We start from the raw sequence: 24,617 nt of genomic DNA, 5'->3' as shown, positions 1-24,617 counted from the left end.
CGGCCTGTGGCCGGTGGCGCCCGCGGCGGCACGCTGAAGGCATGGCGGGAACAGAGACGATGACCCGGGCCGCGGTGCGGCTGACCGGGTTGCGCAAACACTACGGCGACGTGCGCGCTGTCGACGGCGTCGACCTCGCGATCGCGCCCGGCGAGGTGGTCGCGCTGCTCGGCCCCAACGGTGCGGGCAAGTCCACCACGGTGGACATGATGCTCGGTCTGACCAGGCCCGATTCCGGTGAGGTATCGATCTTCGGTGCGACGCCGGCCGAGGCTGTGGCGCGGGGTGCGATCGGTGCGATGCTCCAGGGCGCGGCGCTGCTGGACGACGCGACCGTCGGGGAGATGGTCGGCATGGTCGCCTCGCTGCACCGCAACCCGATGCCGGTCACCGCGGCCCTGCGGCGCGCAGGCATCGAGGACCTGGCGAACCGGCGGGGCACCAAGCTCTCCGGCGGCCAGAAGCAGCGGGTGCGGTTCGCGATCGCCCTGGTGAGCGACCCGGACCTGCTCGTGCTCGACGAGCCCACGGCCGCGATGGACGTCGGCAGCCGCCGCGAGTTCTGGAAGTCGATGCACGCCTTCACCAACACCGGCCGCACCGTGCTGTTCGCGACGCACTACCTGGAGGAGGCCGAGGAGTTCGCCGACCGGGTCGTGCTGATGCGCGCCGGGCGGATCGTCGCGGACGGCTCCGTCGCCCAGGTCCGGGCGCTGGCCAGCGGCCGCACCCTGCGCGCCGCGGTCCCGGGCGCCACCGTCGCGGCCGTCGCCGAGCTGCCCGGCGTCACCGAGTACGAGGTGCGCGGCGGCCGGATCGCGGTGTCCAGTTCGGACTCCGACGCGACGCTGCGCGCGCTGCTGTCCCGGTTCCCGGACGCGCACGACATCGAAATCACCGCAATCGGGCTGGAAGGTGCCTTCCTGACCCTCACCGCCGACGAGGAGCACGACCGATGAGCCTGAAGTACGTGGTGCTGGAGATCCGCCGGGTGCTGCGCTCGCCGCGGTTCCTGATCTTCACCGTGGCCTTCCCGGTGCTGCTGTTCCTGCTGTACGTGGGGATTTTCGCCAAGGGGGACAACGGCGCGGTCGCCGCGCTCATGGTCAGCATGACGTCGTTCGGGGCGATGGCGTCGGCGTTGTTCGTCGGGGCGCGGGTGGCGATGGACCGGAAAGCCGGCTGGCAGCGCCAGCTGCGCCTGACCCCGCTCTCCGGCGCCGGTTACCTCACCGCGAAAGCCGCGACGGGACTGACGCTCGCGCTGGCACCGGTGGTCCTCGTGCCGCTGGTCGGCGCGGTCGCCGAGGGCGTGTCCCTCGGCGCGGGGAGCTGGCTGCGGGTCACGCTGGGGGTGTGGCTCGCCGCCGTCCCGTTCGCCCTGATCGGGTTGCTCATCGGCCAGGTCGCCACGGCCGACTCGGTGCAGCCGATGACGCAGCTGGTGATGCTGCCGATGGCCCTGCTCGGGGGCATCTTCATCCCCATCGACGCGATGCCGCACTGGCTGCTGCAGGTGTCGCACGTGCTGCCCAGCTTCTGGATGGCGCAGGTCGGGCGTGGTGCGGTGACCGCCGACCTGAGCGCCGGCCTGGGGCAGGACGTGCTGTGGCTCGCGGTGTGGACAGTCGCGGTCGGGTCCGTGGTGATCCGCCGTTACCGTAAGGACTCCGCACGGGTGTGATGGGGAGCAGCACGGTGGCCGACGCCGACGACAGGGCGCAGTGGTGGGACGAGCACGCGGCCGGGCGGCCCCGCCCGGCGTTCGTGCTGCGCTGGCCGTTCTTCGGGGCGATCTTCTACCTCGTCACCGCGGTGCCGGTCGGCCGGCACCCGGACCCGCTGCTCGTGGTGCTGCTCGTCGCCTACGGCCTGTGCTACGTGACCTTCCCGTTCTTCCTGCTCTCGCACCGACGGATGCGGGTCCGCCTGCCGTTCGCGGTGGTGATGCTGGTGCTCGGCTGGGCGGTACTGCTGCAGGGCACCTCCATCTACATGCTCCTCTACGCCACGATCGCGATCGCGATGAGCCTGCCGCCCGGCTGGGTGCTGGTGCTCGACGGCATCGCGACGGCCGGGTGCGGTGTGCTGCTGCTCGTCCACAACGACGTGCACGGGAACACCTCGGACATCGGCACGGTCGTCGGCATCACCACCGCGATGTTCTTCATGGGCCGGCTCGCCCAGACGGTGCGGCGGCTCCGCCGGGCGAACGAGGAGATCGCCGCGCTCGCGGTGAGCGCCGAACGTGAGCGGCTGGCGCGGGACCTGCACGACATCCTCGGCCACAGCCTCACCACCATCACTGTCAAGGCCGGGCTGGCGCGGCGCCTGATCGAGACCGCCGCGGACCCGGACCGGGCGATCGCCGAGATCCGCGAGGTGGAGGGCCTGGCGCGCAGCGCGCTGACCGACGTGCGGGCCACGGTGTCGGAGTACCGCGAGGTGTCGCTGTCGGCGGAGCTGGCGGGGGCGCGGGCGGCGCTGCGGGCCGCGGAGATCGACGCGGACCTGCCGAGCGCGGTCGACAACGTGCGGCCCGAGCTGCAGAGCGCCTTCGGGTACGTGCTGCGGGAGGCGGTGACGAACGTGCTGCGGCACTCCGGGGCGACCCGGGTCAAGGTGCGGCTCGGGCGCAACTGGATGGAGATCTCCGACAACGGCCGGGGGACAGAACCGGGCCGGGCGGGCAACGGGTTGCGCGGGCTGCGGGAGCGGCTGGCCGAGCTCGGTGGGACGTTGCAGGTCCGGGCGCGGCCCGGGGAGGGGTTCGGGTTGCGGGCCGAAGTGTCCGTGCGCGAGCAGGTGGAGGTGCCGTGATCCGGGTGTTCCTGGCCGACGACCAGGCGATGGTGCGGGGGGCACTGGCGACCGTGCTCGGACTGGAGCCGGACATCGAGGTGGTCGGCCAGGTCGGGTCGGGGGACGAGGTACTGGGCGCGGCCACGCGGAGTGCGCCGGACGTGGCGCTGCTCGACGTGCAGATGCCCGGCAAGGACGGTCTGACCGCGGCGGCCGAGCTGCACGCGGCGCTGCCGTCGTGCCGGATCATCGTGTGCACGACCTTCGGCAGGCCCGGGTACCTGGCGCGGGCGATGGCGGCGGGTGCCGCCGGGTTCGTGGTGAAGGACTCGCCACCGGAACAGCTGGTCGACGCCGTGCGGCGGGTCCACAGCGGACTGCGGGTGGTCGATCCGGCGCTGGCGGCCGAGTCGCTGGCGACGGGCGCGAGCCCGCTGACGCCCCGTGAGCACGAGGTGCTGCGCGCGGCCAGCGACGGCGGCACGGTGTCCGACGTGGCGCGGCGGCTCCAGCTGTCCGAGGGGACCGTGCGCAACCACCTGTCGGCCGCGATCGGCAAGACGGGTGCCCGCACCCGGGCCGAGGCGATCCGGTTGGCGGAGGAGCGCGGCTGGCTGTGAGGCCCGTCTGGGAGGATGACCGGGATGGGTGATCGCGTGAGGTGGGTGCGCCGGGCCGTGCTCGGCACGGTGCTGGTGCTGTCCATGGTGATGGGCGGGACGGCGTTCCGGGTGTGGCAGGTAGCGCGGGACGACGATCGCAGCCGCGCCGACGCGATCGTGGTCCTCGGCGCGGCGCAGTACAACGGCAAGCCGTCGCCGATCTTCCAGGCCCGGCTCAGGCACGCGATCCAGTTGTTCAAGGCCGGGGTGGCCGACCGGATCGTCACCGCGGGGGGCAACAAGGCGGGCGACGCCTACACCGAGGCGTCGGCCGGGGCGAACTGGCTGATCGAGAACGGTGTGCCGCGCACGGCGACGCTGGCGGTCGGCGAGGGCAGCGACACGCTCGGCAGCCTGCGCGCGGTGGCGGCCGCCCTCACGTCGCGGGGGTTGCGGACGGCGGTGCTGGTGAGCGACCCGTGGCACTCGCTGCGGGCGCGCACGATGGCCGACGACGCGGGCCTGAGCACCTGGACGTCGCCGACCCACAGCGGTCCCATCGTGATGACCCGGCAGACCCAGTTCGCCTACATCTACCGCGAGACGGGCGCGTTGTTGTTCTACCGGCTGACCAAGACGCCGGCCGACAACATCGGCGGCACCGGGCTCGGCTGACCCTCGCCCGGCGGCTGCGCAGCTGGAAGGTCTTCAGCGCCTCGGCGCAGTCGCCGTAGGAGTAGACGGCGCCGGGCCAGGCGGGGGCCGCAACGGGCACCGGGGCCGGGGCGTGGCCGCCGCCGATGTAGGCGCTCTCGGCGCAGGTGGGCACCCGTTTGCTCTCGTTCCCGGCGTGCCACGGCGCGCCCGCTTCGCCGCCGCCGTACCCGCACGAGCGGGCATCTCGTGCGATCCGGGCGTGCGTGCACCGGAACTGTCGGTTCCCGCCCGTAGAGTTGCGGGGTGTACAGCGAGCACGATCGACAACGGTGGCTCGGCGAGGCGCCGAAGCGGGCGGCGCTTCCCGGGTCGCGGCCGGACGGCCGGAGCGCCTTCGCGCGGGACCGCGCCCGCGTGCTGCACTCCGCCGCGCTGCGCCGGCTGGCGGGCAAGACCCAGGTGGTCGGGCCGGGGGAGGGTACCGAGATCAGCGGGGTGCCCCGCACGCGGTTGACGCATTCGCTCGAGGTCGCGCAGATCGGGCGCGGCATCGCCGAGGAGCTGGGGGCCGATCCGGACCTGGCGGACACGGCGGGGCTGGCGCACGACATCGGCCACCCGCCGTTCGGCCACAACGGTGAGCGGGCGCTCGACGAGGCGGGGCAGGCGTGTGGCGGGTTCGAGGCCAACGCGCAGACGCTGCGCATCCTGACCCGGCTCGAGCCGAAGGTCGAGCACGCGGGGTTGAACCTGACCCGCGCGTGCCTGGACGCGGCCACGAAGTACCCGTGGCCGCGGCGGGCCGGCACGGTGAAGTTCGGGGTGTACGACGACGACCGGGAGGTGTTCGACTGGATGCGGGCGGGTGCGCCGGAGGATCGCACCTGCCTCGAGGCGCAGATCATGGACTGGGCCGACGACGTGGCGTACTCGGTGCACGACGTGGAGGACGGCGTGCTGGCCGGCCGGTTGTCGCTGGCCGTGCTCGCCGATCCGGGTGAGCGCGCCGCGGTGGCGGAGCTGGCGGCGAAGCACTTCTCGCACCTGTCGGTGTCCGCGCTGGAGGGCGCCGCCCGTGACCTGCTCGACCTGCCGGTCGTCGCCGGTCTGGCGCGTGGCGGCTTCGACTGGACGCCGCGGGCGCAGATCGCGGTGAAACGGATGACGAGCGAGCTGGTCGGCCGGTTCGCCGCCGCGGCGGTCACCGGCACGCGCGCCGAGTACGGCGACGGCCCGCTCACGCGCTACGACGCGGCCCTGGTGGTGCCGGATCGCGTGGCGGCCGAGGTCGCGCTGCTCAAGGCGCTGGCGCTGCGTTACGTGATGAGCGACCCGCAGCGGCTGGCCGTGCTGGAGGGCCAGCGGGAGTTGCTGGCCGAGCTGGTCACGGTCCTGGCCGACCGCGCACCGGACCCGCTGGAGGCGGCCTTCCACCCGGCGTGGCAGGCCGCCCCGGATGACGCCGCGCGGTTGCGGGTGGTGATCGACCAGGTCGCCTCGCTCACGGATGCCCAGGCGCACGCATGGCACCGCTGGCACACCGGGCGCCCCTGATCGGCGGCCGCGGGCGGCACCGCGCCCGTTCGCGTAGCCACGCCCGGGCTGTGGGTGCCTGGTGACCCCCGGTGCGGCACCACGCGTGCCTCGTTGTGCGGGGCCGGCTGTGACGCGGAGAGGTTCGGGTTCGACCCGGCGGCTGGTGCCGGGTGGTGGCGGCGTGGTGGTGCCGCCGGTCCAGTGGCGGCGGTGCGGCCACGTGCCGGCGCCGTCGCGCTCCGGGGCTCCAGCACGCCTGCCTGATGTGCCGGGCGAGCTGTGGACCGGCAAGAGCCTGCCCGGACCGGATCCGGTTCAGCTGCCCCACGTGGACGGTCCACAGCAGACGGTGCCGCAGGGTGCCGGCGGGGCGCAACCGGCAGCACCGGCTGCCCGGGCACGTCGTGGTTCCGGCGCGAGCGCTGCCGCTGGTGCCACTTCCGCCCGCCCCCCACACGGTGGGGCCGGGCGGCGCTTCCCCGGAAAGCTCGCCACCCGGCGGGTAGCGTCGGGAACGTGACCACGCCGGAACGTGAGCATCTGCGCTTCAGCCTCGCGGTGCACCGGGCCGTCGCCGGAGGCGGGCGCGACTCGGTCGTCTCGCCCTACTCGATCGCCAGCGCACTGGGGCTGGCCACGCAAGCCGCCGGGGGACCGGCCGCCGACGAGCTGCTCCAGCTGCTCACCGGCGGCGACCCGGACATCGCCAAGCAGGCCGACCTGCTCCGCGCCGCCGCCATCCTCCACAACCGCACACGCCAGGAGGACCCGCTCCTCGCCGTCGCGAACACGCTCTGGGTCTGGGACCGGCTGCCCGTCCACGACGGCTTCCGCACCGACCTCGCCGGGTGGCCGGGGGCGGCCACCCGCACCGCGCCGTTCGTCGCCGACCCCGACGCCGCCCGCCGCGCCATCAACGCCGACGTCGCCGAGACCACTCGGAATCTCATCCCGGAGCTGCTGCCCCCGGGATCGGTCGACGCGGACACCGTCGCCAGCCTGGTCAACGCCCTCTACCTCAAGGTCGCCTGGCAGCACCCGTTCCGCGCCGCGAACACCCGCGACGAGCAGTTCCACAGCCCGGGCGGCCCTCGCCGGGTACGCATGATGCGCCAGTCCGAGCGCCTCGGCTACGCGCACCGGGACGGCTGGCAGGTCGTCGAGCTGCCCGGCGCCGGCGGCGTCACCGCCACCGTCCTGCTGCCCGACGGTGACCTCGCGGATCAGGAGCCCGACCTGGGCCCCGACCAGCTCACCACCCTGCTCGCCGCGCTCCGGCCGGTCCAGGTCGACCTGCGCCTGCCGAAGATCGACCTGAACCGCCCGGCGGACCTCACCGGAGCGCTCCGGCAGCTCGGCGTGCGCACGCTCTTCGCAGCGGGATCAGCCCCGCTGAGCCGTCTCACCGCGGACCCGCGCGCGCACGTCTCGGCCGTGCAGCACCAGTCCGTGCTCAGGCTCGACGAGCAGGGCCTCGAGGGCGCCGCGGCCACCGCGGTCATGATCCGCACCCTGTCGCTGGTGAAACCGGCCGACCCGGTCGAGGTACGGGTGGACCGGCCTTTCCTGCTCCTCGTACGGCATGCGGCGACCGGTGTTTTCTACTTTTTCACCCGCGTTGTCGAACCTTGAGGGTTGACGGTGGCGCCCGAAAACGTGCCCGAGGCCGGAGGAGGACGCCGCCGGTTCACCCGCGCGGATGCGCTGGTGATGGGCTGCTACGCCGTCGCCGCGTTCGTGATCTACGCGGGTTTGTGGACCAACCTTGGCCGCGGCGGCTACATGACCAACAGCATGCAGGACCAGAACATGTGGGAGTGGTTCTTCGCGGTCACCGCGCACGCCGTCTTCCACTGGGAGAACCCGCTCTTCAGCGACCTGCAGAACTTCCCGGCCGGCGTCAACATGATGGCCAACACGGCGATGCTCGGCCTGGGCATCCCGCTCTCGCCGATCACCCAGCTGTTCGGTCCGACCGCCACCTGGGCGATCGCGCTCACCGGTGGCCTCGCCGGCACCGCGATCGCCTGGTACTGGGTGTTCTCCCGGCACCTGGTCGGTTCCCGCACGGCCGCCGCGATCGGTGCCGCCTTCTGCGGGTTCGCGCCGGCGATGGTCTCGCACGGCAACGCGCACCCGAACTTCGTGGTGCTGTTCCTGATCCCGTTCATCGTGCTGCGGCTGATCCGCCTCGCGCAGGGCCGCCGTCCGGTGCGCGACGGCATCGTCCTCGGCCTGATGCTCGGCTACCAGGTGTTCCTGGGCGCGGAACCGTTGCTGATCATGATGATGGCGTTCGTGCTGTTCGCCGCCGGGTACGCGGTGTCGCGGCCCCGCGCGGCGCTGCGGATGGTCAAACCGATGGCCGGCGGGCTGGCCATCGCCGCGGTCATCGCCGTGGTGATCACGATTTACCCGCTGTGGTGGCAGTTCTTCGGGCCGCAGAGCTACGACAGGATCGAGCACGGCCGGGTCGGCAACGACACCGCCGCTCTCACCCGCTTCGCGACGGAGTCGATCGCGGGCGCGCCGCAGGCGGCCGCGGACGTGTCGATGAACCGGACCGAGGAGAACGCGTTCTTCGGCTGGCCGCTCATCATCCTGATGGTGGTGCTGACCGTCTGGTTGTGGCGTAACGTCCTGGCGCGCGCCATCGCGATCTCGATGTTCCTGATGGCCTGGCTGTCACTGGGTATCCAGATCGTCGTCAACCACCGGGAGACCGGAATCCCCGGCCCGTGGAAGTTGCTGTTCAACCAGCCGCTGTTCAACTCGCTGATCGAGTCACGGCTGGCGATCGGCTGCATCCCGGCCATCGCCGCACTGCTGGCGATCGCCACCGAACGCGTCTTCCGGGCGGCGCCGAGCTTGCGCGACCGGGATCTGCTGGTGCGGTTCCTGTGGCTGGTAGCCCTCGCTGCGGTGCTGATCCCGGTCGCGCCGACGCCGCTGAAGACCACTCTCCGCCCGGACACGCCGGCGTTCTTCACGAACGGGGCGTGGCGGCCCCATGTCGGGACCGGTTCGGTGGTGGTGGTGCCGCTGCCCAACGATGCTGACGCCCGCGGGCTGCACTGGCAGGTGAGGGCCGGGCTCGGCTTCCCGTTGGCCGGCGGGTACTTCGTCGGCCCGACCGGACCGGACGACAGGCGCGGCCGGTACGGCGCGGTGAAACGGCCCACCGAGGAACTGCTGGTCCGGGTCCGGAACAGCGGCGAGGTTCCGGAGGTGACGAGTGCGCAGCGCGCCCAGGCGATCAAGGATCTGAAGTACTGGCAGGCCGATGCGGTGGTGCTGGCTCCGGTCGCCAACGGCACCGCGCTGCGCCAGACGGTGGAGCAGCTCATCGGCGCCCCGGCCCGCTTCGTCGACGGCGTCTGGGTTTGGGATGTCCGCGCCCTGCGCCGCTAGCTTGCCGCGTTCTTGAAGACTTCGTACACCGCCAGGTAGCTCTTGCCGCCGTGTCCGTCCGCGATCGCCCGTGCCGCGATCTCCCGCATCAGGCGCGGCTGATCGGTGTGCACGCCCCGCTCCTCGGCGGTGCGGGCGATGTGCTCCAGCGCGTTCAGGTTCATCTCCAAGGTGCCGAGATCCCCCGGGTAGTCGCCCTCGTCCAGGACGGGGGCCTCCGCGGCGAGCATCGGGCCCAGCGCCGCGGGCAGGAACCAGCCGATGGCCAGTTCGGCGAACTCCACCGCCGACACCCCGGCCGAGCCGACCAACGCGGTGGCGTGCAGGTACCCGTTGATGGTGGCGTACATCATCTCCAGCAGCGCGGTGTTGTACAGCACGCCCAGGCCGGGATCGGCGCCGAGGTACCGGGGATCGCCCATGCTCGCCAGCGTGGCGCGGTGCTCGTCGAACACCTCCCGCGAACCGCTGTAGAGGAAGACGGATCCGGGCTGCCCCACCATCGGTGGCGGCACCATGATCGCACCGTCCAGATACGACACGCCGCGCTCGGCCGCCCATCCGGCTGCCGCGTGCGCCTCCTTCGGGGTACCGGAGTTGAGGTTCACCAAGACCCGCCCACGCAGCGCGTCGCCGGCGGAGTCGAAGACCTCGAACATGGTGTCGTAGTCCTTGAGGCACGTGATCGTGACCGGACTCGCAGTCACCGCCTCGGCGACGGTCGCCGCGGGGCGGACGCCCTTGGACGCGAGGTGATCGGCCTTTCCGGGGGTGCGGTTCCAGACGGTCGTGCGGTGGCCGTGGTCCAGCAGCGTGCCGGCGAGGGCGAGGCCCATGGGACCCAGGCCGACGACGGTGACGGGCGCCTGTCGCGCGCTTGCTGATTGGTCGTTCGTCATGCGAATAGACTGCGGTCTCACACCGATGAGAGAGTCAACGGAACGTGGTGGTCGTCATATGCGCATGGGAGAGTTCTCCCGCCGGACGGGGGTCAGCCAGCGGCTCCTGCGTTACTACGAGGAGCAGGGGCTGCTCACGCCGTCGCGGCGGCCGAGCGGCTACCGCGAGTTCACCGAAGCGGACGTCGCCACGGTCCGGGGCATCCGCATGCTCCTCGCGGCCGGCCTCAGCACCGCCACCATCGCGGAACTGCTGCCCTGCATGATCGACGACGGCCAGATCCTGGCGCCCGGGTGCTCCGGTCTGCTGCCCGACCTGAACCGGGAGCGCGAACGGATCGACGAGGCGGTGGCGGGCCTGCTGGCCGCACGCGGCAAGCTGGACGCCATCATCGCCGCCACCGCGCCGGCCGTGACCGACGACCCGGAGGTTTGCTACGCGAGCGGGGCCGCCTGATCCGGCGCGGCAGGGGCGACGTGTCACGTCTCGCCACGCCGTCTCGTCCTTTCGGTAGGACCACGAAGGAGGACGAGATGCCCCGCATTCCCGCGGTGTCCGCGAAGGACGCCGGCCCCCTGACCAAGCTCCTGTACCGCTACGCGAAGAAGCGGTTCGGCGCCGTGCCCGAGCCGTTCGCCGTCTCGGCGCACCAGCCGGCCCTGATGCGCGCGAGCGGGATCCACGAACTGCTCGTCGACCGGGCGGTCAAGCACCTGCCGGTGAGCGTGCGCGAGCTCGCCCAGTACCGGACGGCCGTGCGGCTGGGCTGCTCGTGGTGCGTCGACTTCGGCACCATGCTGCAGAAGCACGAGGGCCTGGACATCGAGCGCCTGAAGCACATCGACGACTACGCCACCTCGGAGCTCTACACCCGTCCGGAACGCCTCGCCCTGGCCTACGCGGACGCGATGTCGGAGACCCCGGTCGCGGTCACCGACGAGCAGGTCGCCGAGCTGGAACGCGAGTTCGGCCGGGCGGGGCTGGTCGAGCTCACCTACCTGATCGCCCTGGAGAACCAGCGCGGCCGCACCAACAGCGCGCTCGGCATCACCGACCAGGGGTTCACGTCCGGGGAGGCGTGCCGGGTTCCGCTACCCGGGTGAGCTTGTCCGGGTTGGCCTGGTCGTAGATCGCGGCGATCCGCCCGTCCCGCACGGTGAAGGTTTGCAGGCGCGCCTGCAGCGGCCGGTAGCCGTCGCCGCCGGGATCGGGCGGGGTGTACGCCCCCAGGTCGCCGTTGACCAGCACCGGACGGCCCGCGGTGAGCGCGCTCGGGCGGTAGAGCCGCAGCAGCCCGAGGAAGAAGCGGGCGACCTTGTCCGCGCCGGTGACGATCTGCACGGCGGTCTTGGCCTTGCCGCCGCTGTCGCCGATGAGCACCACGTCGGGGTGCAGCACCTCCGCCACCGCCCGCACGTCCCCGGCGGCGAGTGCCCGCATGAACCGGTCGAGCACCTCCTGCTGCTCGGCCAGGTCCGCCCGGGGCGGCGGTTGCGCCTCGTCCAGCGCGCGGCGCCCCCGGGAGGCGTGCTGACGCGCCGTCGCGGTGGTGACGCCCAGGATGTCCGCGATCTCGTCGAACGGCACCGCGAAGGCGTCGTGCAGCACGAACGCCACCCGCTGCTCCGGCGTGAGCCGGTCCAGCACGACCATCGCCGCCATCCGCACCCCTTCGTCCCGCACGGCGGCCTCCAGCGGGTCGTCCCCGGCCGGCGCGCTCAGCGGGGTGACGATCGGCTCGGGCAGCCATTGCCCGACGTACTTCTCGCGCCGCACCGCGGCCGACCGCAGCCGGTCGAGGCAGATCCGCCCGACGACCGTCGTCAGCCAGGCACCCAGGTCCACGATCCGCGCGCGCTTCGGCTCGTCCAGCGCGGACAGTCGAAGCCACGACTCCTGGACCGCGTCCTCGGCGTCGCTCACCGATCCGGTCAGCCGGTACGCCACGGCCGTCAGGTGGGGGCGCAGCGCCGCGAACTCCTCGGCCACCCCGTCGAGCGTGCTCACGGATCGAGTGTGCCGCACGAGGCGCGGCCCGTGGTCACTAGACTGGTCGTCGTGGCAGGCCGGATCCGGGAAAGTGACATCGCGGAGGTTCGCCAGCGCAACCGGATCGACGAGGTCGTGGGCGACTACGTGGCCCTGCGCAACGCCGGCGGGGGAGCGCTCAAGGGGTTGTGCCCGTTCCACGACGAGAAGACCCCGTCGTTCAACGTCCGCCCCACGCACGGCACCTTCCACTGCTTCGGCTGCGGCGAGGGCGGCGACGTCATCAAGTTCGTGATGAAGATCGACCACCTCGGTTTCGTCGAGTCGGTCGAGCGGCTGGCCGACCGCGTCGGGTTCCGCCTCACCTACGAAGGCGGCGGGGGCAGCGTCCAGCGCGACCGCGGCACCCGCACCCGCATGGTCGAGGCGCACAAGGCGGCCGCCGAGTTCTACGCCGAGCAGCTGCGCACGCCGGAGGCGCAGAAGGCTCGCGAGTTCCTCGCCGAGCGCGGCTTCGACGAGACCGCCGCCCGCACGTTCAGCTGCGGCTACGCCCCGGCCGGCTGGGACAAGCTGACGAAGTACCTGCTCAACCGCGGTTTCGAGCTCACCGAGCTGCTCAAGGCCCAGCTGGTCAAGGAGGGCCGCCAGGGCCCCATCGACCGGTTCCACCGGCGGCTGGTGTGGCCGATTCGCGACCTCGGCGGCGACGTCGTCGGGTTCGGTGCGCGGCGGCTGTTCGACGACGACCCGATCCAGGCCAAGTACCTCAACACCAGCGAGAGCCCGATCTACAAGAAGTCCCAGGTGCTGTTCGGGCTCGACCTGGCCAAGCGGGAGATCGCCAAGCGGCACCAGGTCGTCGTCGTCGAGGGCTACACCGACGTGATGGCCATGCACGCCTCCGGGGTGCCCACGGCGGTCGCCTCCTGCGGCACGGCGTTCGGCGAGGAGCACATGAAGGTGCTGCGCCGGCTGCTGATGGACGACGACGCGTTCCGCGGCGAGATCATCTTCACGTTCGACGGCGACGAGGCGGGTCAGAAGGCGGCGCTGAAGGCGTTCGAGGGGGAGCAGACCTTCGCCGGGCAGACCTACATCGCGGTCGCCCCGGACGGCATGGACCCGTGCGACCTGCGGCTCGCGAAGGGCGAGGCGTCGGTGCGGGACCTGGTGGCCCGCCGGACGCCGCTGTTCGAGTTCGCGATCCGCAGCATCCTCAAGGAGTACGACCTGGACTCCGTCGACGGTCAGGTCGCCGCGTTGCAGCGCACCGTGCCGCTGGTCGCGCAGATCAAGGACCGCGCGAAGCGGGACGGCTACGCCACCAAGCTGTCGTGGTGGGTCGGCTGGCAGGACGAGGCCATGGTGGTGCGCCGGGTGCGCGAGAGCGCGGGCGGGGCGGTGCGCGGCAACGGGCGCAGGCCGGCGCAGCGGGTCAACGGCACCGCAGTCGCGGACGTGCCACGGCCGGACCCGAACGACCCGCGGCTGATGGCGCAGCGCGAGGTGCTCAAGGCGGCGCTGCAGGAACCGGCGTACGCGGGCCCGGAGTACGACGCGCTGCCCGAGGAGGCGTTCACCCATCCGGCGTATGTGGCCGTGCACCGGGCGGTGCTCAAGGCGGGGGGCACGAGCAGCGGGCTGGCCGGACCGGGCCTGATCGACGCGGCGAGCCCGTACACGCCGGAGGGCCCGGTGCGGTCGCTGCTGTCGGAGCTGGCGGTGGAACCGTTGCGCGCCAAGGGCGAGGCCGACGGGCGCTACATCGGCAGCATGATCGCCGCGGTGCAGGAGAACCTGGTGGGACGGCAGATCGCGGAGATCAAGTCGCGGCTGCAGCGGCTGTCGCCGATCGAGGCCGCTGACGACTACCGGGCCCTGTTCGGGGACCTCGTCGCGCTGGAGGAGTACCGCAAGGCGCTCAAGGTCCAGGCGATCGGCGGGATGGACTAGCGCGTGCGGTGGCTGCGGCGGCTCATCGGCGACCCGCTGCCGGAGGACTTCCCCGGCCGGCTGGCGGAGTCGGAGAACGCGATCGGTTCGGCGCCGGTGCGCGGCGGCGGGTATCTCGTCGTCACCGAGCTGGGGTTGTGGGTCCCGGACGGGGCGGGCGCGCGGCGGATCGGCTGGCACCTGATCAGCAAGGCGACCTGGGGCGACGGGACGCTGGCGGTCACCGAAGCCGACGAGACCGGCACCGCGGGGCCGGCCGTGGTGCTGCGCGACCGGGCGGCGGTGCGGTTCGAGCTGCCGCGGCCGGGCAAGGTGCCGTGGCTGGTCCGGCAGCGCGTGGACGGGTCGATCCGGGCGCGGCACCGCGCGGAGCTGGCCAGCGGCGGGGTGTGGTTCGTCCAGCGGAAGCTGCCTGGGCGGGACGGGGTGGTGCTGCAGGCGCGGCCGGATCCCGGGGTGGATCCCGAGGTCGTCGCCGCGATCGCGCGGGAGGCCGCGGAGAAGCTGGCGCCACCCCCGGCATAGCAGTACGCTCGTACTGTGTGGGATCCGGCGAAGTACCTCGACTACGCGGACCTGCGGGGCCGCCCCTTCTACGACCTGATCGGGCGAATCGACGCCGTCGCGCCGCGCCGCGTGGTCGATCTGGGTTGCGGGCCCGGCAACCTCACCGTGTCGCTGGCGAAGCGGTGGCCTGACGCGGTGGTGGAGGCGCTGGACAGCTCGCCCGAGATGGTGGCGCAGGCCCGCGCGGCCGGGGTCGACGCGCGGGTGGCGGACGTGCGTGACTGGATGCCGGCTCCGGACAGCGATGTCGTGGTGACGAACGCCGTGCTGCAGTGGGTGCCGGAGCACCGGGCTCTGCTGCGCCGGTGGGTGGCGGCGTTGCCGCCCGGCGCGTGGTTCGCGATGCAGGTGCCGGGCAACATGGGCTCGCCGTCGCACGTGCTCACCCGTCAACTGGCGTCCCGTCCGGAGTGGCCGGCGTTGCACGGGGTGCTGCGCGGCGAGGACGCGGTCTCCTCGCCCGCCGAGTACGCGGACCTGCTCGCCGACGCCAGGTGTGCGGTGGATGTCTGGGAGACGACGTACGTCCAGCGGCTGAGCGGGCCGGACGCCGTGCTGGAGTGGATCACCGGGACGGCGTTGCGCCCGGTGCGGGCCGTGCTCGACGACGACGAGTGGCAGCGGTTCCGGGCGCAGCTGGCGCCGATGCTGACCGAGGCGTACCCGCCGCGTGCGGACGGGACGACGTGGTTCCCGTTCCGGCGGGTGTTCGCGGTGGCGCGGGTGTGAGCCCTTACCCTCTGCGGGTGGCCTCCTACGACGATCTTGACCTGTTCGAGCACCTGGACCCGTCGGCGCTGCCGGAGCGGCAGCAGCGCATCCTCGTCGCGATCCGCGATTGGGTGAACCGCTACGGGTACGCGCCGAACACGCGGGAGATCGGGGAGGCGGTCGGGCTGCGGTCCTCGTCGTCGGTGTCGAAGCACCTGGCGGCCTTGGAGGAAAAGGGTTTCCTGCGCCGCAGCGCGACGATGTCCCGCCCGATCGACGTGCGGGCCTTCCTGGCGTCGCCAGGAGGTTCCGCGGCGGAGGATTCGGTGCCGGTGCCCGTGGTGGGCGACATCGCGGCCGGCACGCCGATCTCGGCGATCGAGCACATGGACGACACCCTGACCCTGCCGCGCGAACTGACCGGCCGCGGCACGGTGTTCGGCCTGCGGGTGCGCGGCGACTCGATGATCGACGCCGCGATCTGCGACGGCGACATCGTGGTGGTGCGCCAGCAGTCGGAGGCCCACTCGGGCCAGATCGTCGCCGCGATGATCGACGACGAGGCCACCGTGAAGGTCTACCGGCGCCGCAACGGGCACGTCTACCTCGAACCCCGCAACCCGGCGTACGAGGTGATCGACGGGGACCGGGCCGTGATCCTCGGCGCCGTGGTGTCGGTGCTGCGCAGCGTGTGAGCCCGGCGGGTCGACGGCGCCGGGCGCTCCTTCGCCGTGCAGGCGACCGGACTGCATTCACACTGCGTGGATGGGAAGCCCGTCTCGGCTGACCCGTGAAAGTTCCCAAGGTTCTCGATCCCGTCGATGCGCAGCACGGGTGTCCAGCTCGTCCAGGCGGCCCGTTGGGCTGTGTTCGCCGAGTGAAAGTGGCGGGTTTCTGACGGGTCAGGGGTACAGAGTTCCTGACAACACAAAACCCCAGGTCGTCGACCTGGGGTGGAAGCTCCCCCGGTTGGACTCGAACCAACAACCCTTCGGTTAACAGCCGAATGCTCTGCCAATTGAGCTACAGGGGAATGCTCTGCCGCGCCCGGATCGCTCCGGGCTGACGGGACAGAACTTTAGCTGATGGGCGATCGCCCTCTGCAAGCACCCCCCGGCACCGGCCCGGGGATTGGGGGACAATGGTGATCGAGGCGGAGACACCAGGAGGCGCGCATGAAGACTTTCCTGCTCGGCGCGGGCGTCGGGTACGTGCTCGGCGCTCGGGCCGGTCGTGCGCGGTACGAGCAGATCGTGCGGACCTACCGCGCGGTCGCCGACCACCCGGCCGTCCAGGGTGCGGCCGGGTTCGTCCGCGCCAAGGTCGGCGAGAAGGTGGGCGGACGTCTGCCGTTCACGCGCTCGCACAGCGGGCCGGACGGGTACCGGGCTCGCGAACCGAAGGTGACCCAGGCGTAGCGGACCCGGGGGGAGGCCACCGGTGGGCCTTCCTTGGCCCGGTCACCGCGCCCGCCGGCGCTGCGTGACCTCCTCGATCGCGGCCACGGCGGCCCGCGGATCGGCGGCGTAGAACTTGATCACCCGGGCCTCGCCGGTGCGGCCGAGCGGGCGGGTGACGGTAACCGGGTGCCGCAGTTCGAGGACGACGTTCGTCTGCCAGGACTGCGCCACGGTGAACGTGCCGTCCTCGAGAGTGAGTGCCCGCTTCCCGGAGTGGTCCTCGCTGCGGGCGCGGACCGCGGCGATGGCCGTCACCGGGACCGGTACGTCGAGGTGCGCGCCGTGCCGCACGCGCACCTCGCGCGGGGACACGGAGTGCGGGTACACCGTCGCCGAGCACAGCAGGCCGAGCACCAGTAGCAGCGAGTACACCTCGAGGACCGCGAGCACGACGTGCACCGCCGGCCCGAACTCCACGAGCGCGAACAGCAGCCCCTCGACCACCGTGACCACCGCGAACACGACCAGGAACGAGCGCTGCGCGCCGGAGTACGGCAGGGCGACGGCGTCGCCGGTGAGCGCTTTCCGGCCCCGCAGGGCTAGTCCGATCGCGGCGAACGTGCGGCGCTCGTTCCGAAAGTAGTGCCGCGCTCCCATGGCTTCCCCCCCAGATCGCCGGGCTCGCCGTCAGGTTACCGGTCCTCCCCGTCGCCCACCTCGAGCCGCGGCGCCCGTTCGACGAAGGTGACCGTTTCCGCCAGGGGAGCCCGGCCCACCTGCGCACCGCCTGCGGCGGCGTAGCCGATCGACAAGCCGCAGAACAGGACCTGCTCCTCCGGCGGCGCGACGATCTCCGCGACTGTGGCGTGGTAGACCGACCAGGCCATCTGCGGGCAGCTGTGCAGACCTTCGGCGCGCAACAGGAGCATGACGGTCTGCAGGTACATGCCGAGATCGGCCCACTGCGCAGGCCCCATGTCGCGGTCGAGGTAGCAGAACAACGCGGCGGGCGCGCCGAAGCAGTCCCAGTTGCGGGCCACGGCGCGGCGGCGTGCCTCCCGGTCCCCGCGCTCCACGCCGAGTGCGGCGTAGCGCTGCGCGGCAGCGGCGTCGCGGCGCTCCCGGTAGGGTGACCGCAATCGCGGCGGGTACATCGGGTACTGCCGTTCGTCGCCCTCGTCACCGGCGGCCGCACGCGCTCCGGTCCGTGCCTTCAGCTCGGCCAGCGCGGCGGCGGTGACGACGTAGACGTGCCACGGTTGCAGGTTGCCGCCCGACGGTGCCCGCGAAGCCGCGGCGAGCACCCGTTCGAGCACCTCCCGCTCCACCGGCTCGTTGCTGAAGCGGCGCACCGCCCGCCTGCTCGCGACTGCCTGGTACACATCCACCCGTCCCGGCCTCCTACACTGTCCGCGGCCCCGCCGCCCGGTCGATCACCGTCCCTACTGTGTCGACGACGGGTGACGGGGAAAGGTGACCGGTGAACGAGGGTTTCGAGGCACACCGCGAACGGTTGCGGGCGGTCGCGTACCGGATGCTGGGCTCACACAGCGACGCCGAGGACGTGGTGCAGGAGGCGTGGCTGCGGCTCGCTCGTGTGGACGCCGGGCGCATCGACAACCTGGGTGCGTGGCTGACGACCGTGGTGTCGCGGTTGTGCCTGGACACGTTGCGCGCCCGGGAGAACCGGCGCGAGGAGCCGGCCGGGCACGACCTGCCCGTCGCCGCGCACGGCGGCGAGCCCGCGGAGGAGGCCGTGCTGGCCGATTCGGCGGGTCGTGCGCTGCTGGTGGTGCTGGACCGGCTCAGCCCGGCCGAACGGGTCGCGTTCGTGTTGCACGACCTGTTCGCCGTGCCGTTCGAGGAGGTGGCCCCGGTCGTCGGCCGGACCACGGCGACTACCAAGAAGCTCGCCAGCCGCGCCCGGCAGAAGGTGCGCGGGCGGCCCGCCGCGCCGGGTGCCGACCTCGACCGGCAACGGCGCGTCGTGGCCGCTTTCCTCGCCGCCGTGCGAGCCGGCGACGTCGAGGCCGTGCTGCGGGTGCTGGACCCCGACGTGGTGCGCAGCGCCGACGGGCGCGCGCTCGCCCCGGGCCGTCCCGCTGAGGTGCGGGGCGCGTCCCGCGTGGCCGAGGAGATCGCGGTGTTCGGTCGCAGTGCGCGGTGGGCCGACCTGGCCCTGGTCGACGGTGCGGTCGGCATCGTCATCGCCCCGCGCGGGCGGCTGCGCCTCGTCCTCACGTTCACCATCGGCGGGGAACGGATCACCGGCTACCGGCTGATCGCGGATCCCGGCCGGCTCGCCCAGCTGGAGCTGGCCCTCGCTGGGTGAGTCCGCGACCCCCGCCGAACGTTGTGGTCCGAACGGAGTCACTTCTTCCTGCGCGCGGCGTTCTAGTGGCCAATTCGCGACAAACATCTTCCTACCGTGCGCAGAAGTGGTTAGTTTCCCAGTGCATCAATCGCCCGCTGCTGGGAGGGCAGAGATCAATGCTGATCCGATCCCGAATCACGCTGCCGGCCGGCCTTCGGGCAGGCGGGAAGTGACCGCCACGCTCGACCAACCCCTCAGAGCACCCGATCTCGCGGCCGAGGAACTCGCGGTGCTCGCCCTGCTCGCCGACGGCCTGCCGATCGACGCGGTCGCCCGGCGGCTCAACCTGTCCAACCGCACGGTGCAGCGCCGGATCCGGCGGATCTGCGACCGGCTGGCCGTGCACGCCCCGATCCAGGCCGTGGTCTGGGCCGCGCGGCGCAGGCTCATCTGACCCGAGCGGGAGAACCCCGCGAGCCCAGGAAACACCGAACTCCAGGCGAGGGATGGTATGCGGCACAGACGTCAACCGAACCGATCCAGAACTTCGAGACTCCGGCGGGCACTGGCCCAGTTGTGCGGGCTGGTCCTGCTGACCGCCGTGCCGGTGGCGCCCGCGCTCGCCGCTCCGGCGCCCGGGCCCGCCCCGCAACCGGCCGCGCAGGCCGTGAAACCGGTGCGGGTCCTGGTGTTCCACGGCCCCTCCGACCGGCAGGCCGACCCGGTGAACACGGCCGCCGCGGCGATCCAGGACCTCGGCCGCACCGGCGGGTTCCAGGCCGACGTGTCGGCGGACCCGGCCGCGTTCACCGCCGCCAACCTGGCCCGCTACCGGGGCGTGGTGTTCCTCTCCGCCGACTCGGTGACGCTCAGCGCCGCGCAGGAGGACGCGCTCAAGGCGTTCGTCGCCGCGGGCAACGGTTTCGTCGGCGTCCACGACGCGGCCCGCGCACAGTCCACATCGGACTGGTTCACCGGGCTGATCGGCACCCGGCCGGCCGCCGGCCCGGACACCGTCCAGCAGGCCGTGGTCGACGTGACCGACCGGCAGCATCCCGCCAGCGCCGGGCTGCCGCTGAACTGGACCCGCTCCGACCAGTGGCTGAACTGGAGCCCGAACCCGGTCGGCCAGGTGCACACGATCGCGCAGGTGGAGGAGTGGAAGTACCAGGCGGGACAGGGCGCCAACGGCGCCTTCCACCCGGTGTCGTGGTGCCGGGACTACTCCGGCGGCCGCTCCTTCTACACCGGGATGGGCCGCACCACCGAGAGCTACACCACCGACCAGCTCTTCCGCGGCCACCTGCTCGGCGCGATCCGCTGGACCACCGGCATGGTGCGCGGCGACTGCAAGGCCACGATCGCCTCGAACTACACCGTGGAACGGCTCACCGGGAAGAACCAGCCCGGGCAGCTGGACCAGATCGGCGAGCCGCACGGCCTGACCATCGCCCCCGACGGCACGGTGTTCTACATCGGCAAGGCCGCCTGCCCGTCCGGACCGGTCGTGGACTGGACCGATCCGAACGTGGGTCTGGGCTGCGGCACGATCCACCGGTGGGACCCGAAGACCAAGCAGGTCAAGCTCCTCACCACGCTGGCCGTGATGGGCAACCGCGGCAGCGGTGACGAGCTGGTCAAGAACGAGGAGGGCCTGGTCGGGATCACGCTCGACCCGGACTTCGCCCGCACCGGCTGGATCTACGTCTACTGGATGCCGCACGACTCCATCGACCGGGCGAAGCGGATCGGCCAGCGCACGGTGTCCCGGTTCACCTACGACGCCGCGCGGCAGACCATCGACCAGTCCACCCGCAAGGATCTGCTGCACTGGGACGCCCAGATCCACAGCTGCTGCCACGCCGGTGGCGGCATGGCGTTCGACCGGGCCGGGAACCTCTACGTCGGCGTCGGTGACAACAACTCCTCCGGCGGTTCCGGTGGCTACTCCGGCAACAACTGGACGGCCGAGTACCAGGGCACCTCGTTCCAGGACGCGCGCCGCACGTCGGGCAACACCAACGACCTCAACGGCAAGATCCTGCGCATCCACCCGGAGCCGGACGGCACGTACACGATCCCGCCGGGCAACCTGTTCACCGGAGCCGAGCAGGGCGGCGGCAAGACCCGGCCGGAGATCTACGTGATGGGCGTGCGCAACATCGCCCGGCTGGCCATCGACAAGCAGCACGACTGGCTGACCGCGGGCTGGGTCGGCCCGGACGCCGGCGCCCCCAGCCCCGATCTGGGACCCGCGAAGTACGAGACGGCCACGGTCATCACGTCGGCGGGCAACCAGGGCTGGCCCTACTGCATGGGCAACCGGCAGCCCTACCGCGACCGCAGCGACACCGACGCGAGCGTCCTCACCGGCTGGTACGACTGCGGCGACCTGAAGAACACCTCGCCGCGCAACACCGGCCTGGTGGACATCCCGCCGGCGCGGGACAACGCGATCTGGTACTCGCCGCAGGGCGGTGGCCCGGTCTACCCGGCGCGCGCCGACGGCAGCGGCGTGCCGACCTACGTCCAGTCCGACGCGACCTACACCGAGCCCTACCTCAAGGGTGGCGGCCAGGCCGTGATGTCCGGCCCGACCTTCCACCGCGCCGAGGTGAACACCGGCAGCGGGGTCGCGTGGCCGGCGTACTGGGAGGACAAGTGGTTCATCGGTGACGAGTCCAACGGCAACAACCGGATCGCGGTGACGCTGGACCCGGCCCGGGTGCCCGCGCAGGGCGCGCCGGCGTTCGCCGAGGACCTGCGGCAGATCATCAAGGGCGGCGGTGGCGACACCGGCCTGCAGAGCTGGATGGACGCCAAGTTCGGCCCGGACGGCGCGCTGTACCTGCTGGACTATGCGGGTGGGTTCTTCAGCCTCGACCCGAACCAGAAGCTGCTGCGCATCACCTACCACGGCGGGGCGGCCACCCCGGCGCCGGACGCGGCGACGGTGGGGACCACCACGCAGGCCGGTCCGATGACCATGGCGTTCAGCGGTGCCAGGGCCGGCGGTGTCGCGTGGCGATGGGACTTCGGTGACGGTGCCACCTCCACCGAGGCCAACCCGAAGCACACCTACCTGCGCGGCGGCACCTACGACGCCACGCTGGAGGTCACCTACGCCGACGGTGCGAAGGCCACCGCGCGCCTGCCGGTGACCGTGAGCTGCCCGGCTCCGGACGCCCGGCAGCGGGTGTGGATCCTGGACGGCGAGACCGCGGTGCCCAACCGCAACCTCGGACTCGGCTGCACGATCAACGACCTGCTCGACGACGAGCGGCCCTGGCCGGGTCACGACGCGTTCACCGCCTACGTGTCCGGGCTGGCCACGCAGCTGCGCGGTGTCAACCTGTTGTCGGACAAGGAGGTCGACCAGCTGAACCGGGCGGCGTCGTCGTCGGCGGTGGGCAAGGCCGGCGCGACGGGCTACGAGTGGCTCTTCGACGGCACCTCCACGGCGGGCTGGAGCCAGGCGCCGGCCGGCCGGTTCGACCTGCAACCCGACGGCACGCTGCACAGCGCCGGCGGCATGGGAATGCTGTGGTACTCCGGCAGGGCGTTCGGCGACTTCTCGGTGCGGCTCCAGTTCCGGGACGTCGCACCGGCCGGTGACCGCGCGAACAGCGGGGTGTTCACCCGGTTCCCCGATCCGCGCACGCCACTGGAGCAGCGTCCGCCGGGCAGTTGCGGCACGGTCGGCTCCGCGCGGACCTCGCAGGCGTGGGTCGCGGTCTACTGTGGACAGGAGATCCAGATCAACGACAACCCGGCGGGCGACGCGCAGAAGACCGGCTCGGTCTACAACTTCTCCCAGCTGGGCCTGGACCGGGCGATGCCGACGCCGAAGGGCGTGTGGAACGACTACGAGGTGCGGGTGACCGGCCAGCACTACACGATCATCCGCAACGGCGTGGTGATCAACGAGTTCGACAACACGCCCGGCAAGCAGTCCTCGCGCGCCGGTGACCCGCCGACGGACCTGCGGCAGTTCTTCAGCGGGTTCATCGGGTTGCAGAACCACAGCGACCGGGACGTGATCGAGTTCCGCAACATCCGGGTGCGGCAGCTGTAGCCACTCCCGTTCCCCGGTGGCGCCGCCACGGCGGCGCCACCGGATCCCACCCTTGCGAGGAGAAGGAAACCAATGCGTGTCTCCCCACGCCGCCTGCTCGTGACCGGGATCGCGGGACTGTCCCTGCTCACCGGTGCCACGGCGACCACGGCGACCACCGCGATCGCCTCCCCGGCGCCCGTCACGGCGGGCGACGTCACCCCCACCGCCGAACAGGTCCTCACCTGGACCGCGAACGACAGCATGACCGCCTACGCCTCGGCGCCGGCGAGTGCCGTCGCGGGCGCGGCGACCATCGTGTTCGAAAACAGCACCGCCACCGGCAACACGACCGGCATGACCCACACACTGACCTTCGACACGTCCACCCCCGGCTACAACCACGACGTCGCCGTCAACATCACCGCGAGCCCGCTGGACGCCGAACACGGACTGCACCAGGTGCCGGTCACCCTGACCCCGGGCAGGTACCGCTACTACTGCGCGATGCCCGGGCACACGATGAGCGGCGAGCTGGTCGTCACCACCGGTGGCGGCCAGCAGGACACGACCCCGCCCGAGGTGACCGCGGCCGTCGCGGGCAGGACCGACGGCAACGGCAACTACGTCGGCAGCGCCACCGTTACCCTGACCGCGACCGACGACCGTTCCGGCGTCGCCACGGTCGAGTACACACTCGACGACGACACCTACCGCCCCTACACCACGCCGGTCACCATCACCACCCCCGGCGCGCACACCGTGCACTACCGGGCCACGGACGGGGCGGGCAACGCGAGCGAGCCGAAGACCGTGGTGATCAATGTCGTGCCGCCCGCGGAGGACACCACGCCGCCCCAGGTGACCGCGAGCGTCGCGGGTCAGCGCAACGACGCCGGGAACTACGCCGGCAGTGCCACGGTGACCCTCACCGCCACCGACACCGGATCCGGCGTGGCGGGGGTAGAGTACACTGTGGACGGTGGGGCGTACCTCACCTACCGCCAGCCGATCGTCCTGCAGGCCGGCACGCACACGCTGACCTACCGGGCTGCCGACAAGGCGGGCAACACCAGCGAGCCGAAGACGCTGACGGTCCGGGTGGACCCGCTCGGCGACGTGGTCGCGCCCTTCGTCACCGCCCGGCTGGACGGCGAGCAGAACACCCAGGGCGGCTACCTCGGCACGGCGACTCTCGTGCTGACGGCCACCGACACCGAATCGGGCATCGCGTCGGTCGAGTACGACCTCGACGGCGCCGGATATGTCCGCTACGGCCAGCCGGTGACCATCACCGCTGTCGACACGCACACGGTGCACTACCGGGCGACCGACCGGGCCGGCAACACCAGCGCGGCGCAAACGGCCTCGTTCACGATCGCCGCCGCCGGTGACGTCACCCCACCGGTCGTCACCGCGCAGTTGGCCGGTGCGCAGAACTGGTCGTGGGACTACCTCGGTCCGGTGACAGTCACCCTGATCGCGACCGACGAGGCGTCCGGAGTGGCCCGTGTCCAGTACTCTGTGGACGGTTCCGCGTTCACCCGGTACCGCAAACCGTTCGTCATCGACCACCTCGGCACCCACACCGTCCGCTACCGGGCCACCGACCAGGCCGGCAACACCAGCGCGACCGGCACCGTCACCTTCACCGTCGTGTCCTCCACCGGTCCGTCCCGGCAGGAGCAGCAGCCGGCTGACCGGCGCATGGCGTGACT

Annotated in this window: 23 protein-coding genes and 1 tRNA gene; 19 read left to right on the top strand and 5 right to left on the bottom strand. The window is 72.1% G+C overall.

What is annotated here, in order from left to right:
- The first annotated feature begins 41 nt into the window (after positions 1-41).
- The 8 genes from FHX46_RS20480 to FHX46_RS20445 all read left to right on the top strand — a co-directional run bounded on the left by FHX46_RS20480 (position 42) and on the right by FHX46_RS20445 (position 9,008).
- Complete coding sequence (locus FHX46_RS20480) at positions 42-959, top strand: ABC transporter ATP-binding protein (protein WP_167117501.1); 918 nt, start codon at positions 42-44, stop codon at positions 957-959.
- On the top strand, positions 956-1,684 hold the full coding sequence (locus FHX46_RS20475) for an ABC transporter permease (protein WP_167117498.1): 729 nt from the start codon (positions 956-958) through the stop codon (positions 1,682-1,684). The genes FHX46_RS20480 and FHX46_RS20475 overlap by 4 nt, the downstream gene beginning before the upstream one ends.
- Positions 1,684-2,820 (top strand): sensor histidine kinase, encoded by a 1,137-nt coding sequence (locus FHX46_RS20470; RefSeq protein ID WP_167117495.1) that lies wholly within the window; start codon positions 1,684-1,686, stop codon positions 2,818-2,820. Before FHX46_RS20475 ends, FHX46_RS20470 begins: the two co-directional genes overlap by 1 nt.
- Positions 2,817-3,422, top strand: coding sequence for a response regulator transcription factor (locus FHX46_RS20465; RefSeq protein ID WP_167117492.1), 606 nt, complete (start codon positions 2,817-2,819; stop codon positions 3,420-3,422). The genes FHX46_RS20470 and FHX46_RS20465 overlap by 4 nt, the downstream gene beginning before the upstream one ends.
- 24 nt (positions 3,423-3,446) lie before the next feature.
- Entirely contained in the window at positions 3,447-4,079 is a 633-nt protein-coding gene (locus FHX46_RS20460; protein WP_167117489.1) for a YdcF family protein, read from the top strand.
- 285 nt (positions 4,080-4,364) lie between these two features.
- Entirely contained in the window at positions 4,365-5,615 is a 1,251-nt protein-coding gene (locus tag FHX46_RS20455; protein ID WP_167117487.1) for a deoxyguanosinetriphosphate triphosphohydrolase, read from the top strand.
- Positions 5,616-6,113: 498 nt separating this feature from the next.
- Positions 6,114-7,229 carry a serpin family protein gene (locus tag FHX46_RS20450; protein ID WP_167117484.1) on the top strand — a complete coding sequence of 372 codons (1,116 nt, stop codon included), beginning with the start codon at positions 6,114-6,116 and terminating at the stop codon, positions 7,227-7,229.
- Positions 7,230-7,232: 3 nt separating this feature from the next.
- Entirely contained in the window at positions 7,233-9,008 is a 1,776-nt protein-coding gene (locus FHX46_RS20445) for a YfhO family protein (RefSeq protein WP_167117481.1), read from the top strand.
- On the opposite strand, the gene FHX46_RS20440 is transcribed toward FHX46_RS20445, so the two are convergent.
- The gene (locus tag FHX46_RS20440; RefSeq protein ID WP_167117478.1) at positions 9,005-9,907 is read right to left on the bottom strand and encodes an NAD(P)-dependent oxidoreductase; all 903 of its coding nucleotides are present in this window, start codon (positions 9,905-9,907) and stop codon (positions 9,005-9,007) included. The genes FHX46_RS20445 and FHX46_RS20440 overlap by 4 nt on opposite strands.
- A gap of 64 nt (positions 9,908-9,971) precedes the next feature.
- On the opposite strand from FHX46_RS20440, the gene FHX46_RS20435 reads away from it, so the two are divergent.
- A complete protein-coding gene (locus tag FHX46_RS20435; protein ID WP_390622634.1) occupies positions 9,972-10,364 on the top strand; it encodes a MerR family transcriptional regulator in 393 nt (130 codons plus the stop codon).
- A gap of 77 nt (positions 10,365-10,441) precedes the next feature.
- Complete coding sequence (locus FHX46_RS20430) at positions 10,442-11,011, top strand: carboxymuconolactone decarboxylase family protein (RefSeq protein ID WP_167117472.1); 570 nt, start codon at positions 10,442-10,444, stop codon at positions 11,009-11,011.
- Here the strand turns inward: FHX46_RS20430 and FHX46_RS20425 are convergent.
- Entirely contained in the window at positions 10,971-11,915 is a 945-nt protein-coding gene (locus FHX46_RS20425) for a sigma-70 family RNA polymerase sigma factor (protein WP_167117469.1), read from the bottom strand. The two genes, FHX46_RS20430 and FHX46_RS20425, sit on opposite strands and share 41 nt — an antisense overlap.
- A gap of 51 nt (positions 11,916-11,966) precedes the next feature.
- Between FHX46_RS20425 and dnaG the strand changes: the two genes are divergently transcribed.
- Genes dnaG through lexA form a run of 4 tightly spaced genes read left to right on the top strand, consistent with a single transcriptional unit; the run spans position 11,967 to position 15,826 of the window.
- On the top strand, positions 11,967-13,853 hold the full coding sequence (gene dnaG / locus FHX46_RS20420; protein ID WP_167117466.1) for a DNA primase: 1,887 nt from the start codon (positions 11,967-11,969) through the stop codon (positions 13,851-13,853).
- A gap of 3 nt (positions 13,854-13,856) precedes the next feature.
- Positions 13,857-14,378, top strand: a complete 522-nt coding sequence (locus tag FHX46_RS20415) for a hypothetical protein (RefSeq protein WP_167117463.1) — start codon at positions 13,857-13,859, stop codon at positions 14,376-14,378.
- Between the two features lie 15 nt (positions 14,379-14,393).
- On the top strand, positions 14,394-15,149 hold the full coding sequence (locus tag FHX46_RS20410) for a trans-aconitate 2-methyltransferase (protein ID WP_167117460.1): 756 nt from the start codon (positions 14,394-14,396) through the stop codon (positions 15,147-15,149).
- Positions 15,150-15,166: 17 nt separating this feature from the next.
- Positions 15,167-15,826, top strand: coding sequence for a transcriptional repressor LexA (gene lexA / locus FHX46_RS20405; protein WP_167117457.1), 660 nt, complete (start codon positions 15,167-15,169; stop codon positions 15,824-15,826).
- A gap of 265 nt (positions 15,827-16,091) precedes the next feature.
- Here lexA and FHX46_RS20400 read toward each other — a convergent pair.
- A tRNA-Asn gene (locus FHX46_RS20400) sits at positions 16,092-16,164 on the bottom strand.
- 142 nt (positions 16,165-16,306) lie between these two features.
- On the opposite strand from FHX46_RS20400, the gene FHX46_RS20395 reads away from it, so the two are divergent.
- Entirely contained in the window at positions 16,307-16,549 is a 243-nt protein-coding gene (locus tag FHX46_RS20395; RefSeq protein WP_167097866.1) for a hypothetical protein, read from the top strand.
- A gap of 42 nt (positions 16,550-16,591) precedes the next feature.
- Here the strand turns inward: FHX46_RS20395 and FHX46_RS20390 are convergent, their stop codons facing one another.
- Positions 16,592-17,188 (bottom strand): hypothetical protein, encoded by a 597-nt coding sequence (locus FHX46_RS20390; RefSeq protein WP_167117453.1) that lies wholly within the window; start codon positions 17,186-17,188, stop codon positions 16,592-16,594.
- Positions 17,189-17,223: 35 nt separating this feature from the next.
- Positions 17,224-17,919: a nitroreductase gene (locus tag FHX46_RS20385; RefSeq protein ID WP_167117451.1), complete on the bottom strand. Its 696-nt coding sequence runs from the start codon at positions 17,917-17,919 to the stop codon at positions 17,224-17,226.
- A 92-nt stretch (positions 17,920-18,011) separates the two neighbouring features.
- On the opposite strand from FHX46_RS20385, the gene FHX46_RS20380 reads away from it, so the two are divergent.
- The 4 genes from FHX46_RS20380 (at position 18,012) to FHX46_RS20365 (ending at position 24,615) form a co-directional block, all read left to right on the top strand.
- Entirely contained in the window at positions 18,012-18,863 is an 852-nt protein-coding gene (locus FHX46_RS20380) for a sigma-70 family RNA polymerase sigma factor (protein WP_313886203.1), read from the top strand.
- Positions 18,864-19,074: 211 nt separating this feature from the next.
- Complete coding sequence (locus FHX46_RS20375; protein ID WP_167097862.1) at positions 19,075-19,299, top strand: helix-turn-helix domain-containing protein; 225 nt, start codon at positions 19,075-19,077, stop codon at positions 19,297-19,299.
- A 57-nt stretch (positions 19,300-19,356) separates the two neighbouring features.
- Entirely contained in the window at positions 19,357-22,920 is a 3,564-nt protein-coding gene (locus FHX46_RS20370; protein WP_167117448.1) for a ThuA domain-containing protein, read from the top strand.
- 72 nt (positions 22,921-22,992) lie between these two features.
- Positions 22,993-24,615 (top strand): OmpL47-type beta-barrel domain-containing protein, encoded by a 1,623-nt coding sequence (locus tag FHX46_RS20365; protein WP_208400220.1) that lies wholly within the window; start codon positions 22,993-22,995, stop codon positions 24,613-24,615.
- The last annotated feature ends 2 nt before the right edge of the window (positions 24,616-24,617 follow it).

The sequence above is a fragment of the Amycolatopsis viridis genome (assembly GCF_011758765.1).
GTDB lineage: Bacteria > Actinomycetota > Actinomycetes > Mycobacteriales > Pseudonocardiaceae > Amycolatopsis_E > Amycolatopsis_E viridis.
Note: the sequence above shows the minus strand (reverse complement) of the source record. Positions and strands in the feature narration are given on the sequence as shown.

What these genes read in the sequence shown, in the direction of transcription:
- FHX46_RS20480 (WP_167117501.1), top strand. Translation starts at nt 42, where the DNA reads ATGGCGGGAACAGAGACGATGACCCGGGCCGCGGTGCGGCTGACCGGG.
- FHX46_RS20475 (WP_167117498.1), top strand. Translation starts at nt 956, where the DNA reads ATGAGCCTGAAGTACGTGGTGCTGGAGATCCGCCGGGTGCTGCGCTCG.
- FHX46_RS20470 (WP_167117495.1), top strand. Translation starts at nt 1,684, where the DNA reads ATGGGGAGCAGCACGGTGGCCGACGCCGACGACAGGGCGCAGTGGTGG.
- FHX46_RS20460 (WP_167117489.1), top strand. Translation starts at nt 3,447, where the DNA reads ATGGGTGATCGCGTGAGGTGGGTGCGCCGGGCCGTGCTCGGCACGGTG.
- FHX46_RS20440 (WP_167117478.1), bottom strand. Translation starts at nt 9,907, where the DNA reads ATGACGAACGACCAATCAGCAAGCGCGCGACAGGCGCCCGTCACCGTC.
- FHX46_RS20435 (WP_390622634.1), top strand. Translation starts at nt 9,972, where the DNA reads ATGGGAGAGTTCTCCCGCCGGACGGGGGTCAGCCAGCGGCTCCTGCGT.
- FHX46_RS20430 (WP_167117472.1), top strand. Translation starts at nt 10,442, where the DNA reads ATGCCCCGCATTCCCGCGGTGTCCGCGAAGGACGCCGGCCCCCTGACC.
- FHX46_RS20395 (WP_167097866.1), top strand. Translation starts at nt 16,307, where the DNA reads ATGAAGACTTTCCTGCTCGGCGCGGGCGTCGGGTACGTGCTCGGCGCT.
- FHX46_RS20390 (WP_167117453.1), bottom strand. Translation starts at nt 17,188, where the DNA reads ATGGGAGCGCGGCACTACTTTCGGAACGAGCGCCGCACGTTCGCCGCG.
- FHX46_RS20370 (WP_167117448.1), top strand. Translation starts at nt 19,357, where the DNA reads ATGCGGCACAGACGTCAACCGAACCGATCCAGAACTTCGAGACTCCGG.
- FHX46_RS20365 (WP_208400220.1), top strand. Translation starts at nt 22,993, where the DNA reads ATGCGTGTCTCCCCACGCCGCCTGCTCGTGACCGGGATCGCGGGACTG.